Annotated in this window: 16 protein-coding genes; 11 read left to right on the top strand and 5 right to left on the bottom strand. The window is 64.5% G+C overall.

Going from position 1 to position 15,881, the window contains the following annotated elements:
* The first annotated feature begins 5 nt into the window (after positions 1–5).
* The 3 genes from LDO41_RS05320 to LDO41_RS05330 all read left to right on the top strand — a co-directional run bounded on the left by LDO41_RS05320 (position 6) and on the right by LDO41_RS05330 (position 3,895).
* Positions 6–1,523 (top strand): NAD-dependent succinate-semialdehyde dehydrogenase, encoded by a 1,518-nt coding sequence (locus tag LDO41_RS05320; RefSeq protein WP_223982883.1) that lies wholly within the window; start codon positions 6–8, stop codon positions 1,521–1,523.
* A gap of 60 nt (positions 1,524–1,583) precedes the next feature.
* Positions 1,584–2,387 carry an aldolase/citrate lyase family protein gene (locus LDO41_RS05325; protein WP_223982885.1) on the top strand — a complete coding sequence of 268 codons (804 nt, stop codon included), beginning with the start codon at positions 1,584–1,586 and terminating at the stop codon, positions 2,385–2,387.
* 86 nt (positions 2,388–2,473) lie between these two features.
* A complete protein-coding gene (locus LDO41_RS05330) occupies positions 2,474–3,895 on the top strand; it encodes an FAD-binding oxidoreductase (RefSeq protein WP_377741457.1) in 1,422 nt (473 codons plus the stop codon).
* A 13-nt stretch (positions 3,896–3,908) separates the two neighbouring features.
* Here the strand turns inward: LDO41_RS05330 and LDO41_RS05335 are convergent, their stop codons facing one another.
* From LDO41_RS05335 to LDO41_RS05350, 4 genes are read right to left on the bottom strand one after another with little or no spacing between them, the layout of a single operon-like run.
* Positions 3,909–4,913 (bottom strand): alpha/beta fold hydrolase, encoded by a 1,005-nt coding sequence (locus tag LDO41_RS05335; RefSeq protein WP_223982889.1) that lies wholly within the window; start codon positions 4,911–4,913, stop codon positions 3,909–3,911.
* 3 nt (positions 4,914–4,916) lie between these two features.
* A complete protein-coding gene (locus LDO41_RS05340) occupies positions 4,917–5,549 on the bottom strand; it encodes a cysteine hydrolase (RefSeq protein ID WP_223982893.1) in 633 nt (210 codons plus the stop codon).
* Between the two features lie 15 nt (positions 5,550–5,564).
* On the bottom strand, positions 5,565–6,188 hold the full coding sequence (locus tag LDO41_RS05345) for a cysteine hydrolase (protein ID WP_223982896.1): 624 nt from the start codon (positions 6,186–6,188) through the stop codon (positions 5,565–5,567).
* Positions 6,097–6,939 (bottom strand): response regulator transcription factor, encoded by an 843-nt coding sequence (locus tag LDO41_RS05350; protein ID WP_318036272.1) that lies wholly within the window; start codon positions 6,937–6,939, stop codon positions 6,097–6,099. Before LDO41_RS05350 ends, LDO41_RS05345 begins: the two co-directional genes overlap by 92 nt.
* 197 nt (positions 6,940–7,136) lie before the next feature.
* Here LDO41_RS05350 and LDO41_RS05355 point away from each other — a divergent pair, with 197 nt between their 5' ends.
* The 5 genes from LDO41_RS05355 (at position 7,137) to LDO41_RS05375 (ending at position 12,474) form a co-directional block, all read left to right on the top strand.
* Positions 7,137–8,675: an MFS transporter gene (locus tag LDO41_RS05355; RefSeq protein ID WP_223982899.1), complete on the top strand. Its 1,539-nt coding sequence runs from the start codon at positions 7,137–7,139 to the stop codon at positions 8,673–8,675.
* Complete coding sequence (locus tag LDO41_RS05360) at positions 8,672–9,754, top strand: HlyD family secretion protein (protein WP_223982902.1); 1,083 nt, start codon at positions 8,672–8,674, stop codon at positions 9,752–9,754. Before LDO41_RS05355 ends, LDO41_RS05360 begins: the two co-directional genes overlap by 4 nt.
* Before the next feature lie 68 nt (positions 9,755–9,822).
* The gene (locus LDO41_RS05365; protein WP_223982905.1) at positions 9,823–11,181 is read left to right on the top strand and encodes an efflux transporter outer membrane subunit; all 1,359 of its coding nucleotides are present in this window, start codon (positions 9,823–9,825) and stop codon (positions 11,179–11,181) included.
* 143 nt (positions 11,182–11,324) lie between these two features.
* Positions 11,325–12,026, top strand: coding sequence for a winged helix-turn-helix transcriptional regulator (locus LDO41_RS05370; protein WP_223982908.1), 702 nt, complete (start codon positions 11,325–11,327; stop codon positions 12,024–12,026).
* A 106-nt stretch (positions 12,027–12,132) separates the two neighbouring features.
* Positions 12,133–12,474, top strand: a complete 342-nt coding sequence (locus LDO41_RS05375; protein ID WP_223982911.1) for a winged helix-turn-helix transcriptional regulator — start codon at positions 12,133–12,135, stop codon at positions 12,472–12,474.
* A gap of 106 nt (positions 12,475–12,580) precedes the next feature.
* On the opposite strand, the gene LDO41_RS05380 is transcribed toward LDO41_RS05375, so the two are convergent.
* Positions 12,581–12,760, bottom strand: coding sequence for a CsbD family protein (locus tag LDO41_RS05380; RefSeq protein WP_223982914.1), 180 nt, complete (start codon positions 12,758–12,760; stop codon positions 12,581–12,583).
* 297 nt (positions 12,761–13,057) lie between these two features.
* Here LDO41_RS05380 and LDO41_RS05385 point away from each other — a divergent pair, with 297 nt between their 5' ends.
* From LDO41_RS05385 to LDO41_RS05395, 3 genes are read left to right on the top strand one after another with little or no spacing between them, the layout of a single operon-like run.
* Positions 13,058–14,215, top strand: a complete 1,158-nt coding sequence (locus tag LDO41_RS05385; protein ID WP_223982918.1) for an ABC transporter substrate-binding protein — start codon at positions 13,058–13,060, stop codon at positions 14,213–14,215.
* Positions 14,215–15,048 (top strand): ABC transporter permease, encoded by an 834-nt coding sequence (locus LDO41_RS05390; RefSeq protein WP_223982922.1) that lies wholly within the window; start codon positions 14,215–14,217, stop codon positions 15,046–15,048. Before LDO41_RS05385 ends, LDO41_RS05390 begins: the two co-directional genes overlap by 1 nt.
* Positions 15,049–15,061: 13 nt before the next feature.
* A complete protein-coding gene (locus tag LDO41_RS05395; protein ID WP_223982927.1) occupies positions 15,062–15,865 on the top strand; it encodes an ABC transporter permease in 804 nt (267 codons plus the stop codon).
* The last annotated feature ends 16 nt before the right edge of the window (positions 15,866–15,881 follow it).

The raw sequence follows: 15,881 nt of genomic DNA on the forward strand, positions 1-15,881 counted from the left end.
CCCTCATGCTGACTACCCTCACCCATCGCGACCTGCTGCGCCAGCAGAACTTCATCGACCAGCAATGGCGAGACAGCCGGCGAGACAGCCGGCGAGACAGCCGGCGAGACAGCGGGCGCGACAGCAACGCGCGCTTCGAGGTCACCGATCCATCCACTGGCAAGGTCATCGCACACGTGCCGGACAGCGATGCCGCCGACGCGCGCGACGCGACCGATGCCGCCGCGGCGGCGTTTCCTGAATGGAGCCGCCGCACCGCACGCGAGCGCGCGCAGTTGATCAAGCGCTGGCATGCGCTGATCCTCGCCCATGATCAGGACCTCGCGCGCATTATCTCGGCGGAGCAAGGCAAGCCGCTGTACGAGAGCCTCGGCGAGGTCCGCTATGGCGCGTCCTATGTGGAATGGTTTGCCGAGGAGGCCACGCGCATCTGCGGCGATGTGATCGCGGAAGCGGTGCCTGGTCGCAAGATGATCGTGCTGAAGGAGCCCGTGGGTGTGGTCGCGGCGATTACGCCGTGGAATTTCCCGCTGGCGATGATCGCGCGCAAGATTGCGCCGGCCCTCGCGGCAGGCTGCACCGTGGTGTGCAAGCCCGCGGAAGACACGCCGCTGACCGCGCTCGCGCTGGTCTATCTGGCCGAGCAGGCGGGCCTGCCGCCCGGCGTGCTCAATATCGTCACGGCCTCGCGCGCGCAGACACCGGCCGTGGTCGATGCGTGGCTCGCGGACAGCCGCGTGCGCAAGATTACGTTTACGGGGTCCACGCCGGTAGGCAAGCACCTCGCGCGTGAATCGGCCGGCACGCTCAAGAAGCTGTCGCTCGAACTCGGCGGCAATGCGCCGTTTATCGTGTTCGACGATGCAGACCTCGACGCGGCCGTGGAGGGTCTGATGGCCGCCAAGTTCCGCAATGGCGGGCAGACCTGCGTGTGCCCGAATCGCGTATACGTGCAGGCGGGCGTGCATGACGTGTTCGTCGGCAAGCTGGCCAAGCGCGTGGCGGCGCTGCGCGTGGGTCCGGCCAGCGAGGAGACCTCGCAGATCGGCCCGATGATCAATGCGCGCGCCGTGGCCAAGATCGACCGCCACGTGCGCGATGCGCTGGAAAAAGGCGCGCACGTCGTGGTCGGCGGCGAGCGCGTGCGCACCGAGGACGGCCCGCACTACTATGCGCCTACCGTGCTCACGCGTGCCACGCCCGCGATGGCGCTGGCCGGTGAGGAAACCTTCGGCCCGGTGGCGCCGATCTTCTGTTTCAAGCACGAGGACGAGGTGATTCGCGATGCCAATGACACGCCGTTCGGCCTCGCCGCCTACTTCTACTCGAACGACGTACGTCGCATCTGGCGTGTGGCGCAGGCGCTGGAAACCGGTATCGTCGGTATCAACGAGGGCGCGCTCGCGTCTGAGGCGGCGCCGTTTGGCGGCGTGAAAGAATCCGGCTACGGCCGCGAGGGCTCGCGCCACGGGCTTGACGATTACATGCATACCAAGTATTTGTGCCAGGGGCAGTTGAACTGAGCCCACACCAGAATCGCCTTAGACGACTCGCCAAAGACGACCCAGACATCAGGAGACCGCATGCCCGCCCATAACCCGTTCAAGGCCGCGCTGGCCGCCAACCAACCGCAGATCGGACTGTGGATGTCCGCCGCCTCGCCCTATCTGGCCGAGGTCACCGCCACGGCCGGCTTCGACTGGTTGCTGGTGGACGGCGAGCACGCGCCCAACGACGTGCAATCGATCCTGCAGACGCTGCAGGTACTCGGCCCGTATCGGTCGCAGGCCGTGGTGCGAGCGGTGTCGGGTGAAACCGCGCTGATCAAGCAGTTGCTCGATATCGGCGCGCGTACGCTGCTGATTCCCATGGTCGATACCGCCGAGCAGGCCGCCGGGCTGGTCCGCGCGACCCGTTATCCGCCGTTTGGCGTTCGCGGCGTGGGCAGTGCCGTGGGACGCGTGTCGCAATGGTCGGCACGCAAGGACTACCTGGCCGTGGCCGACGACGAGGTCTGCCTGCTGGTGCAGGCTGAAACGGTCACCGCCATGCAGAACCTCGAAGCCATCTGCGCGGTCGATGGCGTGCATGGCGTGTTTATCGGCCCTGCCGACCTGGCGGCGTCGATGGGCCATCGCGGCAACCCGGGCCACCCGGAAGTGCAGGCGCAGATAGAATCCGCGATGCGCACGATCGTCGCGAGCGGCAAGGCGGCCGGCACGCTGACCTCCGACAACACGCTCGCGCGTCGTTATCTGGAACTGGGCTGCACGTTCGTGGCCACCGGCGTGGACGTACTGGTGTACGCCAACGCCGCGCGCCGGCTCGCCGCCGAGTTCCTGCCGGAACGCGCCGCCAATATTTCCGCGCCGGGCGCCGCCTATTAATTGCGTCACCCAAGCGCATCACCGATGCGCTACAACATCGAGCCACGATGACCGTTACCCCCACTCCCGCCACCCTGCTTTCCGCGATGCAGGACATCGTCGGCGCCGGCAACTGCCTGACCGCCGATGCCGACACCGAGTCCTACGTCACGGACTACCGCCGTCTTTACAAGGGCAAAGCGCCGGTAGTGGTGACGCCCACGACGACCGAACAGGTCAGCCGCGTCATGGCCTGGTGCCACGCCAACGACGTGCCCGTAGTGCCGCAGGGCGGCAACACGTCGCTGATGGGGGGCGCGGTGCCTGACGATAGCGGCACCGCGGTGGTCATCAGCCTCAAGAAGATGCACCGCGTCCTGGCGATCGACACGGTCAACGACACCATGACGGTGGAAGCCGGCGTCACGCTGTCCGCCGCACGCGCCGCCGCCGACGAGGCGCGGCGTCTGTTCCCGTTGCGCATCGGCTCGGAAGGTTCCTGCCAGATCGGTGGCAATCTGTCGACCAACGCCGGCGGTACGGCGGTCCTGCGCTACGGCAATATGCGCGACCTGGTGCTCGGCATCGAGGTGGTGCTGCCCGATGGCCGCGTGTTTTCATCGCTGAAAGGTCTGCGCAAGGACAACACCGGCTATGACCTCAAGCACCTGTTTATCGGTGCCGAAGGCACGCTCGGCATCATCACGGGCGCGGTGCTCAAGCTGATGCCGCAGCCGCGCTCGACCGCGGTGGCCTTTGTGGCGGTACAGAGCCCCGCCGCCGCGGTGGAGCTGCTCGGCCGCGCGCGGGCGCTGTCGGGCGGCGCGATCACCGCGTTCGAACTGATTTCGTCACCGGCGCTCGAACTGGTGCTCGAGTACCTCGGCAATATCCCCTCGCCACTCGAAAGCCGACACGACTGGATGGTGCTGATCGAGCTGACCTCGGGCATTGATGAGGAGACGCTCAATGGCACGCTGATGGAGATCCTCGAAGCGGGCCTCGAAGGCGGCCTCGTGGTCGATGCCGCGGTGGCCTCCAGCCTTGCCGACGTGCAGCAGTTCTGGCGCATCCGCGAAGAGATTTCCGACGCGCAGACGCGTACCGGCGGCAGCATCAAATGCGATATCTCGGTGCCGGTATCGCGCATCGCCCAGTTCACCGAGAACGCCTCGGCCAAGGTGCTGGCGCTCGAGCCGGCAACCCGCATGGTGATCTACGGCCATATGGGCGACGGCAACGTCCACTTCAACCCACTGCGCCCGCGCGAGCGCGATGCCAAATCGTTCCTCGCGCAGTGGTACAAGCCCGTGTCCGACCTCGTGGACGGTCTGGCCCATGCCGAGAACGGTTCGATTTCGGCCGAGCACGGCGTCGGCGTGGCCAAGCGCGACGACCTGCTGCAATACAAGTCGTCGGTGGAGCTGGAGCTGATGTGGCAGGTCAAGCGCGCGCTGGACCCGAAGAACCTGCTCAATCCGGGGCGACTGCTGCCGGATATCGACGCCGCGGGCAAGTCAGGCGCCTAGCGCCCTGCCATCGTCATCGATCGAGGAAGTCCCGCAGGTGCCGCAGCAGCACCTCGGGCGCTTCCTCGGCAATGAAGTGCCCGCTGCCGTCGATACGATGCGTGACCGACCCGGGTGCCTTCACATCGAGCGCCGCTTTGAGCCGGGGAAACCCCGGCCCCCCCAAGCCGAGCACCGGTATCGTCAGCGGGGCATAGGTGCCATCATCGGCAATGTCCTGGCCGAACGCCTGATACCAGCCATTACTGGCCCGGATGGCATCGCGACTCGCATACGCCGCCGCGTATACGGCACGATCCTTCGCATCGATGGCCCGCTCGTTCTTGAGCATGTAGTGGAAAAACCATTCCTGCTCGATGCCCGCCCGTCCTTCCAGCAGCTTTTCCGGGAGCCCCCTGACTTGATGGAAAGCGAACCACCACAGGTATGGGTGGTCCTCATCCAGCTTGTCGCCGAAGGTACCGGCCGCAGGCAACAATGGCAGTTTCAGATAGCCGTCGGACGGATGGGCGACATCCAGCATGACCAGCTTGCGCACCAGCTCACGGTGATTGGCGGCAAGACTGAACGCAACCATCGCGCCGATATCGTGGCCCACGACATCGGCCTCGCGATATCCGAGTTGCGTGACAAGCGCTGCGATATCGCTCGCCATGGTCTTCTTGTCATATCCATCCGCCGGCTTCGCCGAGCCGCCCATGCCACGCAGGTCTACCGCCACCACGCGATGGCTGGCCGCCAGTTGCGGCATGATCCGATGATAGCTCCACCACGTCTCCGGCCAGCCCGGCAGCAGCACGAGCAGCGGCCCCGTGCCACCCGCGACGTAATGCAGCCGTATGCCATTGACGGTCGCGTATCTGCTCACGAAGCCCGGCAAGGTCCGCACCAGCGCGGGGTCGGACGTCGCCGCCGCGTGCCGGCTCCGTCCGTCGCTCACCTGCGCGGAAAGCGGCGGCGAGCACAGGCACGCCACTGCCGTCAGCATGGCGATGACAAATCTGGTTGGCAGGGTCATCGATCAGCTGGCCGCCACCGGCAGACGACCGATCAATGCTTCGGTGTGCAAGATCGCATGAGCGTAAGCCGGGCCGTTGACCTTGAACGCCGCATGCATCCCTTCCGGGCTGAATGCGGCGGCCGCGTCCGGTACCAGCGTGACGTGATAGCCCAGCTCGACCGCAAAGCGCGCGGTGGACTCGATGCAGCTGTTCGCGATCACACCCACGAGAATGATCCTGCGGATGCCGCGCTGCTTCAGCAGGAAGTCGAGATCCGTATTGGCGAAGCCGCTTTGCGCCCAGTGCTCCTGCACCACGATGTCGCCTTCGGCCGGACCAAACTCCGGATTGAACTCGCCGCCCCACGAATCGCGCGCGAACGCTTGTCCCGGCACGCCCGCCAACTGAAACGGCGTCGCATGGCGCCATTGACTGAAGTCGCTCGGCACCGAGCGATGGTGCGGCAGGACGAAGATCTGAATACCCGCCGCGCGAATCGCGGGGATCAGCTTGCGCAAATTGTCGAACATCCCCGACGCTGCAGCCGTCGGGCGAATCAGCTCATACAGTTTCCCCCCTTCGGTCATGAAGTCGTTGTACGGATCGACCATCAACAGCGCGGTCTGGCTTGCGATATAGCTTTGATTGCTCATTCTTGTTTCTCTCTGTCAGGCGGCAAGGCGCGCAAGAACTTCCGCGGTGGTCAGCACAGCATGCGCAAACATCGGTGCGTTGACGTCGTGCGACACGTGCATGGCTTCGGCCGAAAACGCCGACGTGGCATCGCGTACGAGCGTGACGTGGTAGCCAAGCTCCATGCCATAGCGCGCCGTTGATTCGATGCACGCGTTGGCGATCATGCCGACGCATACGATGTTGTCGACACCGTGCTGTTTCAGCAGTTCATCGAGGTCGGTGTTGGCGAAGCCGCTGTAGAACCAGTGTTCCTTGACCACGACGTCGCCCTCTTTCGGCCCGAAAACCTCACTGAACTGCCCACCCCACGTGCCAGCCGCAAATGCCTGGATGCGGTGTGCGCTCGCGTGGCCCGGACTCACGTGATCCCATCCGGCGTAGTCGTCGGGATGAGCACGGTGATGCGGCAGGATGAACACGCGAATGCCCTTCGCACGCGCGTCATCGAGAAGCTGCTTGAGGTTGGCGAACATGTTGTTCGATTCCGCAACGTCCTTGATGGCGTCATACAGCTTGCCGCCGGGCGTCATGAAATCGTTGTAGGGGTCGGTCAACAGGATCGCGGTCTTGTCCGCTGGATAGGAAGTCAATGTCATCGGGCGCCTTGGTCGGGGTGATCGGATCGGTTCGGGAAGTATGCTTCAATATTTGAAGCGTGTCGAGATAGGGGCCCAGATGTGTGCGGCACAGCGATACAACGCCCAGCGTTTTTGCCTTCAGCACCAGATCGGCGAAGGTGCGACAGCCCATCTTCGTCATGACCGCCCTGCGATGGATCTTCACCGTGACGAGCGCGATACCGAGCGATTCGCCAACGCCCGCGTTCGGCATTCCGGCCACGACGAGAGCCATCACCTCTTTCTCGCGCGGAGAGAGGCGACCATATGCATGCCGCAACGCGTCAGACACGCGCGCGGTCTCACGGCGCGCTTCGTCGCGCGCAATCGCATCCGCCACGGCATCGAGCAACTGCTGGTCGCGAAATGGTTTCTCGAGAAAGTCCACTGCCCCGGCTTTCATCGCGCGTACCGACATGGCGATCGTCCCGCAAGCCGTCATGAAGACGAATGGAATCGACGCGTTCGATGCAAGCAACTCGTCATGGAATGCAAGGCCACACCGATCCTCCAGGCGCGCCTCGATCACGATGCAGGATGGACCGTCCTCGTTGTCCTGTTGCAGGCCTTTGGTTAGCAGCGCAGCGGCGCAATCAAACGCCTCCACACGGTAGCCCACCGAACGCAGCAAATCGCGGACTGCTTGCCGGATGGCACCGTCTCCGTCCAACACATAGACCAATGGCACCACGACCGGCGCGTCCGAAACTGATAAGCCTTCGTACTTCATTTTTTGAAGCATACCAGCTTTGATCGTGCTAGCATAGCTTCATATTTTGAAGCGAAAACAGGATGACTGCACCGCATACCGGATTCTTTAGCGAGCAAGAATGGAATTTCGCGCCGCACGAGCGCTCGCCGCTGCCGGGCGGTGCCGCCACGCCCGCTCATCCGCCGTTGCGGCGCCTTCTTTATGGCGCGGTCGGCGTGTTGATCGGCATTACCGGCAGTCTGGGCACTGCGGCCGTTACGGTTAACCTCCCTTACCTGCAGGGATCTCTCGGTGCCTATCAGGCCGAAATGGCATGGCTACCCGCCGTCTATGTGATGACGAACGTCCCGACCGGGATGATCCTGATCAAGTACCGCCAGCAGTTTGGCCTGCGTTCTTTCGCACTGATCTTCCTGACGATCTATAGCCTGCTGACCTGCGTGCACCTGTTCGTGGGCGGAATGACCGCGGCGATCGCGGTGCGCGCCGCCAGCGGCATTGCCGGGTCCGCCCTGACTACCCTCTGCCTGAACTACATGATTCAGGCGCTTCCCGCGACAGCGCGCCTGAGCGCTATCGCAGCCGGCATCGCCGTGCCTCAACTGGCCATTCCGCTCGCGCGGCTGCTGTCCCCGGCGTTGCTCGCGTCGGACCCATGGCGAAACCTGTATCTGTTCGAATTCGGACTCACGCTGATCTCGTTGGGCGCCGTCGCCGCGATTCGGCTGCCGCCAGCGGCCCGCGAGCAAGCGTTCGAGCGGCTGGACATCATTACGACCATACTTTTTGCGCTGGGACTTGCGTTGCTCTGTGCAGTGCTGGCCCAAGGGCGTTACGCGTGGTGGACCGACACCGCGTGGGTCGGCTGGGCACTGGCGACAGCGTTGCCGCTTTTCGGCGCGGTGTTCCTGCTCGAGCTCCACCGGGCGAATCCCTTGATCGACATGCGCTGGCTCGGCACCATCGATTTTCTGCGTTTCGTTCTGGTAGGCACGGTCGCCCGCGTGATCTTGTCCGAGCAGACCTATGGCGCAATCGGCCTGCTTGGACTGCTTGGTTCGACCAACGACGAACTGATCACCTTCTCCGCGCTGATTCTCTGCGCCTCGATTGCAGGCGTTGTCGCGGGCGCGCTGCTTGTCAAACCCGGACGGTTGCCTCATTTGGTCGTGCTTGCGATCGCAATCGTTGCCATCGCTGCCGCCTACGACTCGCAAACAACCCATCTGACCCGAGCGCCGCAGATGTATCTCAGTCAGGCACTGATCGCGTTCTCCACCACCCTCTATATCGGGCCGGCCATGCTGATCGGCTTCGCGCGCGTGCTGGCCGACGGCGGCAGGAAGTTGACCAGCTTCATCGTGCTGTTTGGTGCGACACAATCGCTCGGCGGGCTGATTGGCACCGCATGGCTAGGCACCCTGCAGTCGAGTCGCGAGAAAGCGCATTCCTTCGCGCTGGTTCAGCGATTGAGCCATGGTGAACCTCAGGTCGCCCTGGCATTGCAGCAGGGCGCGAATCGCTACGCCGCGCAGATCTCGGATCCGGGCCTGCGTGGGGCACAAGGAGCTGCCTCGCTGGCGCAGCGTGTCTCCGCGGAGGCAAATATCATGGCGTACAACGACGTGTTCGCCACCATTGCCATCCTCGCCGCAGTGACGGCCGTTCTGCTTGCACTGCGGCTGATTCGCTTGCAATGGCTCCACAACAGGACACGTGCGACGGCATCGCCTATGGAAACGCTCGCGCCATGACCGATGCCGCAGTCCCCTCCTCCGGCTGGCGCCCCGTCCGCAATGGCGCGCGCACGATCGTCGTGGTCTCGGTCATCGTCCTCGCCGGCTGCCTGGCGGTGTTGGCGGCCTGGCGGCTGCCACCGTTCGCCAATGCCATCCAGAGCACCGAGGATGCCTACGTACGCGGCGAGGTCACGGTCATGAGTTCGCAGGTCAGCGGTTACGTCTGGCAGGTGATGGTGCGAGACTATGAGCAGGTTCAAGCCGGACAGCCGGTGGCCAAGATCGACGATCGTATCTACCGCCAACGTGTGGAACAGGCCCGCGCGACGCTCGATCTTCAACAGGCGAATCTGGCCAATCACGTACAGAGCCTGGCCTCGCGCAAGGCCGCGCTAGCGTCCGCGGAAGCCCTTTCCATGACCGCGCAAGCCCAGCTTGAACGCGCGCGCGCGGATCAGCGGCGCGCGGAAGATCTGGTACGGGACGGCTCGATCTCCATTCGCGAGGCGGACCAGACCCACGCCGCGCTGCGGCAGGCGGAAGCCGCCGTGTTGCAGGCCTCCGCGGGACGGCACGGGGCGGCGCAGGATATCCGCACGGTGGTGGTGAACCGCGACGGGCTCGCGGCCAATGTCGAAGGCGCGCGGGCCGCACTGCACGCGGCCGAGATCGATCTCGACAACACGGTGATACGCGCGCCGCAGACGGGGCAGCTTGGCGAAGTCGGGGTGCGCACCGGTCAGTACGTCACCAACGGCACGCAGTTGATGTCGTTGGTGCCACCCACGATGTGGGTGACCGCGAATTTCAAGGAAGCGCAGACCTCGAGAATGATGGCCGGGCAGGCTGCATGGGTGACGGTCGACGCGCTCGACGGGGCGCGTATCAACGGACGCGTCGAGCGCATCGCACCCGCGGCCGGTTCGGAGTTCGCGGTGATTCGTCCCGATAACGCCACCGGAAACTTCACCAAGATCGCGCAACGCATCTCCATCCGGATCCGCATCGCACCGGATCAACCGCTGGCGGCGCGGCTGCGACCCGGGATGTCGGTGGAGGCCAGCGTCGATACCTCCGCCGAGGCCGGGCCATGACGTCGCAATCGCGAAACAGGCGTGGTCGATGGGCCGCACCGATGCTGAGAATCGGCGCCATCGGTGCAATGGCTATGCTCTACGGCTGCATCGGGCCGCGCCCCGACCTTCCCGCCTCTGCGGCGGTGGAGCCGCCCGCGGCATGGCGCACCGGGACCGTTGAAGCGACCGCGTTCGACCATCGATGGTGGACCACTTTCAATGAACCTGTGCTCGCGGACTTGGTCGAGCGCGCAATGACGAGAAATGTCGATCTCGAACTGGCAGTCGCCCGCGTGGAAGAGGCGCGCGCCGCCGCAAGCGTGGCCCTGGCGCAAACCGCACCGCAGGTGACCATCGGGATCAATGGCGGCAAGGCCCGGACGGTGGTGCTGGGCAAAGGCGTTACCGCCTGGGCGGGCCAGCCACAAGTCAACATTGCCTACGACCTCGACCTCTTTGGCCGGCTCGCGAGTGCCAATGACGCCGCGCGCGCAACCCTCCTCGCCTCCGCGGCTGGCAGAGATGCCGTCGCGTTGGCCGTCGCCAGCACCACCGCCATCGCATACTTCGCGCTGCGTGGCCTGGACGCGCGGCTGGAGATTGCCCGGGCCACACTCGTCGCGCGAGCCGATGCCCTGCGCTTTGCGCAACGCCGGGCCGACGCCGGCTACACATCGCGCCTCGAACTCCAGCAGGCGCAGGCCGAATACGAAGCCGCGCGCCAGTTGGTGCCGTCGGCGGAGCTGGCGGTCAGCCACGCCGAGAACGCGCTCAGCGTCCTGCTCGGCGATGTGCCGGGGTCGATCGCGCGTGGCAAGGTGCTGGAGGACCTGGACGTGCCCAGAATACCCGCCGGTCTACCGTCCGACTTGCTCAGGCGGCGGCCGGATGTTGCCGCGGCCGAAGCCATGCTCGTCGCGAGCGACAGTACCCTCGACGCGGCACGGGCGGCGATGCTGCCGAATGTCGCCCTGACGGGATCGCTCGGGGTCGCGCTATCCACAGCGTTCGTCAATCCAGTCAGCCTGTTTTCCCTCGGGGGAACCATACTGTCGCCGCTGCTCGACGGCGGGCGATTGCGCGCGCAGTCGGAGGTCGCCGCAGCGCGTCGGGATCAGGCTGCCTTTGCCTACCGCAAGGTTGCGCTGACGGCCTTCCGCGAGGTCGAGGACAATCTGGTGTCGCTCGATCGGTTGGCCGAGGAAGAGGTTGCGCAGCGCCACCAGGTGGACGCGCTACGCGAAGCCCTGCGCCTGGCCTCCAACCGCTACCGCGAGGGCTACTCACCATACCTGGACCAGATCGACGCCCAACGCGGACTGCTGGCGGCGCAGCTGGTCGCAGTGCAGATCCAGAGCGACCGCCTGACCACCGCCATCGCGTTGTACCAGGCACTCGGCGGAGGCTGGAGTCAGGCCGATCCGCGTCGCTGCCACACATGCTGAAGCAACCGGAAATGGCGCATCGGTTGCAGTACAATTGCCGTTTGTTACGTCGTACCCGCGGGTAGCGCTTGCCCCCGCATGCAACGTCGAGAACAACGCGAAAACAACAGCATCGGCAGCATGGCTTGCCCGTCAGAGAGACTATGGCCTGGGACGAAACTTCGGAAAGCATTTGCCCGATCGCGCGTGGCTTGTCCATCTTCGGCGATCGCTGGACACTCCTGATCATGCGCGAGATCGGCATGGAAGTCCGACGATTCGAGGATATCCAGGCGCAGACCGGGATGTCCTCGAATCTGCTTACCATGCGCCTCAAGCGCCTGGAGGAAGACGGCATGATCGAACGTCGGCCATACGGCGACCGAAACAACCGCTTCGAGTACTTCGCTACCGAGAAGGGCAAGGAACTGGATGCGGTACTGCTCGCCATCCGCTCCTGGGGGCAACGATGGGGCGGCTTCGAGGAAGACGCCGAGCCTTCCGTCAATATGGTCTACAAGCAGACGGGCGAAGTCATCGATCCGCGCTGGCAGGTTCCTCGCAAAGGTTTTCCGTTCTCGTTCGACGACGTCCAATGTTCGATCAGCGAAGCATTTCTGATGGAGCGCGAGGCACGGGCGGCGGCCTTCAAGGCCAATCGTCGAAAATCCGGCGTGAAGGAGACGCCAACCGAACCGGCCAATGCCAAGCCGGCTTCCAAGGCCGCGGCAAAAACTACCGCTGCCGCGAAACGCTCCCCCGCCGTGCCGGTTAAATCCGCAAAGACCGTCAAGGCAGCGAAGGCCACGAAGGCCACGAAAGCGACACCGAAACCTGCCAAAGCCAAGGCGGCAAAGGCCCGATAGCACGGCCGCCAAGCCAGGACTCGTCAGCACGAAGTTTCGCTGCACTGCACACTTCATTTTTTGAAGCTACAATGGCAGGCATCTGAACAATCGCTGACGGGAGAACATGGAAATGATCCGGCATTCGCCATTGGCCGCCTCGTCGGGCTGCCCGATCGCCGACGGTATCGCGCTGGGAAGCGACCCTTGCATCGTGCTGATCTTCCGGGAGCTGAGCGCGGGCGACCGTAGGCTGGTGGAGATCAGCAGGCGCACCGGTTTTGATCCGCAGTGTGTCGCTACGCGCCTGCGTCGGCTGGAGGCGAGCGGCATGGTCCACGGCTATCTGGATTCCAGCGCGCTGAAGCGCAGGATCTTCAGTCTTACCGTAAAGGGGCGCGCCTTTCATCCCGTCATGGACGCCATCCAGGGTTGGCAGCAAAGGTGGGGCGATTCCGTCGCAGCCTGACAAGCAAGCGGGCGAGGCTTTCGCCCCGCCCGCCCTCACTATCCGCGACTTGCTTATCTGGGAAGCCCGCCGGTCTCGACGACCGGCTTGTCGCTGAGCCGGTCGCTCAGCGCGGTGCCTTCTTCATGTCTTCCTTGGCATCGCCGTAGCCTGCCTGCGTGCGGCCGGCCACCTTCTCTGCCTTGCCCTTGATCTCGGTGGAGGTCTTGCCGGTCAGCTTACCGGCCAGTTCCTTCGCCTTGCCCTTGGCCTCGGTCATGCGGCCCTTCACCTGGTCCTTGTTCATGATTACGCTCCTTGTGGTCAGTTCAATCGCGCGGTGGCATTACACAAACTCACGCAGGGCGCTCCTGATGTACGCTTTGAAGCGCGTCAGAAGCGGCTCACTGTCAGTGTAGAAAACCCGATGCCCGGGTTTTGTAGGACAGTCGCTCAACGTACTGTCAGAGTAGGCCGGCGTTGGAACAAAACCCGAATGCCCTTATTCGCCGCGCTCCTATAACGATCCGCAAATTCCTTCGTTCGTCGGACGCGGCACCGCCGCGTATCGTGTGTGTCGGCTCCCAACCCTCATACGCGCCCCATGCCCGAACGGAACCCCACGCAGTTTCCCGGCTTGCAGTTTCAGGATCCGCAGTTCGCTCCCGCACGCCGTCAGGCGCTGCGCACGCTTGGCACGGCGGCGACGCTGGCATCGCTGGGGTCATTGACCCCGTTCAGCGCCTTCAGTGCCCCATCCGCCGGTGCCAGGCCGGAGGTCATCCGCATCGGCGTGGCCCAGCCCGCCACAGGCACGCCGCCTACCTTTGCCGGCAGTTCGCTGTCGATCGCCCATGCCAAGGGCTGGATCGAAGAGGCGTTCAAGCCCACCGGCACGCGCGTCGAGTGGTATTTCTTCAAAGGTGCCGGCCCGACCGTCAATGAGGCACTGACCAATCGGCAGCTGGACTTCGCACTGCAGGGCGATCTGCCGTCGATCGTCGCGCGCGGGGCCGGGCTCAAGACCAAGCTCGTGCTAGCCACCGGCGTGCGCACCAATATCTATATCGGCGTGCCGCCCGATTCGCCGCTGAAGACCGTAGCGGACCTGCGCGGCAAGCGCGTCTCGCTGTTCAAGGGCACCAACATGCATCTGCCCGCGCTGCGCCTGCTCGAGTCTCAGGGGCTGACCGAGAAGGACGTGCGACTGCTGAACCTCGACACCGCCGGCTACCTGGCCGCGCTGACCACGCGCGATATCGACGCGGCCATTGGCGCGATGGACATTCTGCGCCTGCGCGACAAGGGCGCCGTGCGCGTGCTGTATACCAGCAAGGGTCAGTCGCCGATCTACACACGACAGAGCCATGTGCTGGTGACCGAGGATTTTGCCGGGCGCTATCCGGAAGCCACGCAACAGTTCGTGCGCACGGCGGTCGAGTCCGCGCGCTGGGCCTCCGACGAGAGGAATCGCGAGGAAGTGTTGCGCACCTGGGCGCGCGCGGGCACGCCGTATGAGCATTGGAAAGAGGACTTCGATGGCGAGCCGCTGCGCGTTCGCCTGAATCCGAACTTCGATCCGTTTCTGGTCACCCGTTACAAGGATGCGGTCGAACAAGCCTATCGCTTCCGACTGAGCCGCGCGCGCTTCGACGTGGACCAGTGGATCGACCAGCGCTACCTGCGCACGGCGCTGAACGACCTCAAGCTGCAGACTTACTGGCCCATCTACCAGCCGGACGGCAAGATTCTGGGGGCGTAATGGCAGCCGAATCGCTCGCTATCGAAGCCCCCGCCAAGGTCCCGGTTCCGTCCGTCGCCATCGGTGGCTACAAGCGGCATATCGTCGATGTGCTGCTCGCGTGGCCGGTGCCGCTGGCGTTGCTGGGCATCTGGTATCTCGCGTCGCACTTCGAATGGATTCCGCCGCAGGTACTGCCCACGCCCGAGGCCGTGGGGCACACGCTTGCGGATCTCCACGCCAGCGGCGAGCTGTGGGACAACCTGCGCATCAGTGCGCTGCGCGTGGCCGGCGGCTTTGCGATTGGCCTTGCCGCCGGGCTGACACTCGGCACCGCGATGGGCCTGTCGCCGCGCTTTAAGGACTACGTCTATCCGACCTTCAAGGCGTTCAGCCAGGTGCCGGTGCTCGGCTGGTTGCCATTGTTGATGCTGCTGGTCGGCATCGACGAAGCGCTCAAGATCATCCTGATCGCCAAGGCCGCGCTGGTGCCGATTGCCATCAATACCTACAAGGGTATCGGCAACGTACCGACCTCCTACCTCGAAGTCGCGCGCGTCTTGCGGTTGTCGCGCTGGCATACGCTATCGCGGGTGATTTTTCCCGCAGCGGCGGCGCCGGTGTGGAATGGCATTCGCTACGGCCTCACCCACGCGTGGCTGGCATTGGTGGTCGTGGAACTACTGGCCTCGTCCGAAGGGCTCGGCTACATGATCGTGTACGGCCGCCAGCTGTTTCAGCTCGATATGGTGATCGCCGCGGTGATCGTGGTCGGCATCATCGGCTTTACGCTCGACCAGTTGCTGGCGCGCGCCGAACGGCTGGTGCTGCGCTGGCGCAAGCCGGGCTTCTGAGGAGACGCATCGCATGAGCGACACCACTATTGTCCCCGGTCGCCGCCTCGGCATCCCACGCGCGTTGCGGGGATGGATCCTGCCCATCGCCCTGACCGTACTGTGGTGGGCCGCCGTCGCCTTCGGCTGGTCGAAATCGCCGCTGCTGGTGGCGCCCTCGAAAGTGTGGGACACCGCCGTCGAACAGATCGTCAGCGGCAAACTGTTCAGTGCGTTGGCCGCCAGCCTGTGGCGCGATCTCGCAGGCTTTGCTATCGGCAGCACGGTCGGTCTGGTGTTCGGCACCGCGCTCGGCCTGTCACGCCTGTTCGAGAAGATGGTCGGCCCGACCTTCCATACCGTCAAACAGATCTCGCTGTTCGCGTGGATTCCGCTGATCTCCGTATGGTTTGGCCTGGGCGATACCGCCAAGGTCGTGTTCTTGTCGCTGGCCGCATTTTTCCCGGTGGTGCTGAACACGTTTGAGGGCATCCGTGGCGTACCGGCAGACCTGCTCGAAGTGTCGCGTGTGCTGCGCTTTACGCGCCGCCAGACGCTGTGGCGCGTGGTGCTGCCTGCCGCGTCGCCATCGATCTTCGCCGGCATTCACCTTGCGCTGATCTATGCCTGGCTCGCGACACTGGGCGCGGAGTACCTGCTGGTGTCCGGCAAGGGCATCGGCAACACGATGATCGACGGCCGCGAGAACTTCTGGATGGACCTCGTGCTGTTCGGCGTGATCGTGGTCGGTACGGTCGGCTTCACCCTCAACTGGATTGCCGGTCATATCGAGGCTCGCCTGCTGCGCTGGCGGGGTCGCTCGGTGGCCGCGCATTAAAAGAACCACTCGCCTG

This window comes from Cupriavidus pampae (assembly GCF_914271485.1).
Classification (GTDB): Bacteria; Pseudomonadota; Gammaproteobacteria; order Burkholderiales; family Burkholderiaceae; genus Cupriavidus; species Cupriavidus pampae.

Coding starts and splice junctions, on each gene's coding strand:
- LDO41_RS05320 (WP_223982883.1), top strand. CDS start 6: ATGCTGACTACCCTCACCCATCGCGACCTGCTGCGCCAGCAGAACTTC.
- LDO41_RS05325 (WP_223982885.1), top strand. CDS start 1,584: ATGCCCGCCCATAACCCGTTCAAGGCCGCGCTGGCCGCCAACCAACCG.
- LDO41_RS05330 (WP_377741457.1), top strand. CDS start 2,474: ATGCAGGACATCGTCGGCGCCGGCAACTGCCTGACCGCCGATGCCGAC.
- LDO41_RS05335 (WP_223982889.1), bottom strand. CDS start 4,913: ATGACCCTGCCAACCAGATTTGTCATCGCCATGCTGACGGCAGTGGCG.
- LDO41_RS05340 (WP_223982893.1), bottom strand. CDS start 5,549: ATGAGCAATCAAAGCTATATCGCAAGCCAGACCGCGCTGTTGATGGTC.
- LDO41_RS05345 (WP_223982896.1), bottom strand. CDS start 6,188: ATGACATTGACTTCCTATCCAGCGGACAAGACCGCGATCCTGTTGACC.
- LDO41_RS05350 (WP_318036272.1), bottom strand. CDS start 6,939: ATGAAGTACGAAGGCTTATCAGTTTCGGACGCGCCGGTCGTGGTGCCA.
- LDO41_RS05360 (WP_223982902.1), top strand. CDS start 8,672: ATGACCGATGCCGCAGTCCCCTCCTCCGGCTGGCGCCCCGTCCGCAAT.
- LDO41_RS05365 (WP_223982905.1), top strand. CDS start 9,823: ATGGCTATGCTCTACGGCTGCATCGGGCCGCGCCCCGACCTTCCCGCC.
- LDO41_RS05370 (WP_223982908.1), top strand. CDS start 11,325: ATGGCCTGGGACGAAACTTCGGAAAGCATTTGCCCGATCGCGCGTGGC.
- LDO41_RS05375 (WP_223982911.1), top strand. CDS start 12,133: ATGGAAATGATCCGGCATTCGCCATTGGCCGCCTCGTCGGGCTGCCCG.
- LDO41_RS05380 (WP_223982914.1), bottom strand. CDS start 12,760: ATGAACAAGGACCAGGTGAAGGGCCGCATGACCGAGGCCAAGGGCAAG.
- LDO41_RS05385 (WP_223982918.1), top strand. CDS start 13,058: ATGCCCGAACGGAACCCCACGCAGTTTCCCGGCTTGCAGTTTCAGGAT.
- LDO41_RS05390 (WP_223982922.1), top strand. CDS start 14,215: ATGGCAGCCGAATCGCTCGCTATCGAAGCCCCCGCCAAGGTCCCGGTT.
- LDO41_RS05395 (WP_223982927.1), top strand. CDS start 15,062: ATGAGCGACACCACTATTGTCCCCGGTCGCCGCCTCGGCATCCCACGC.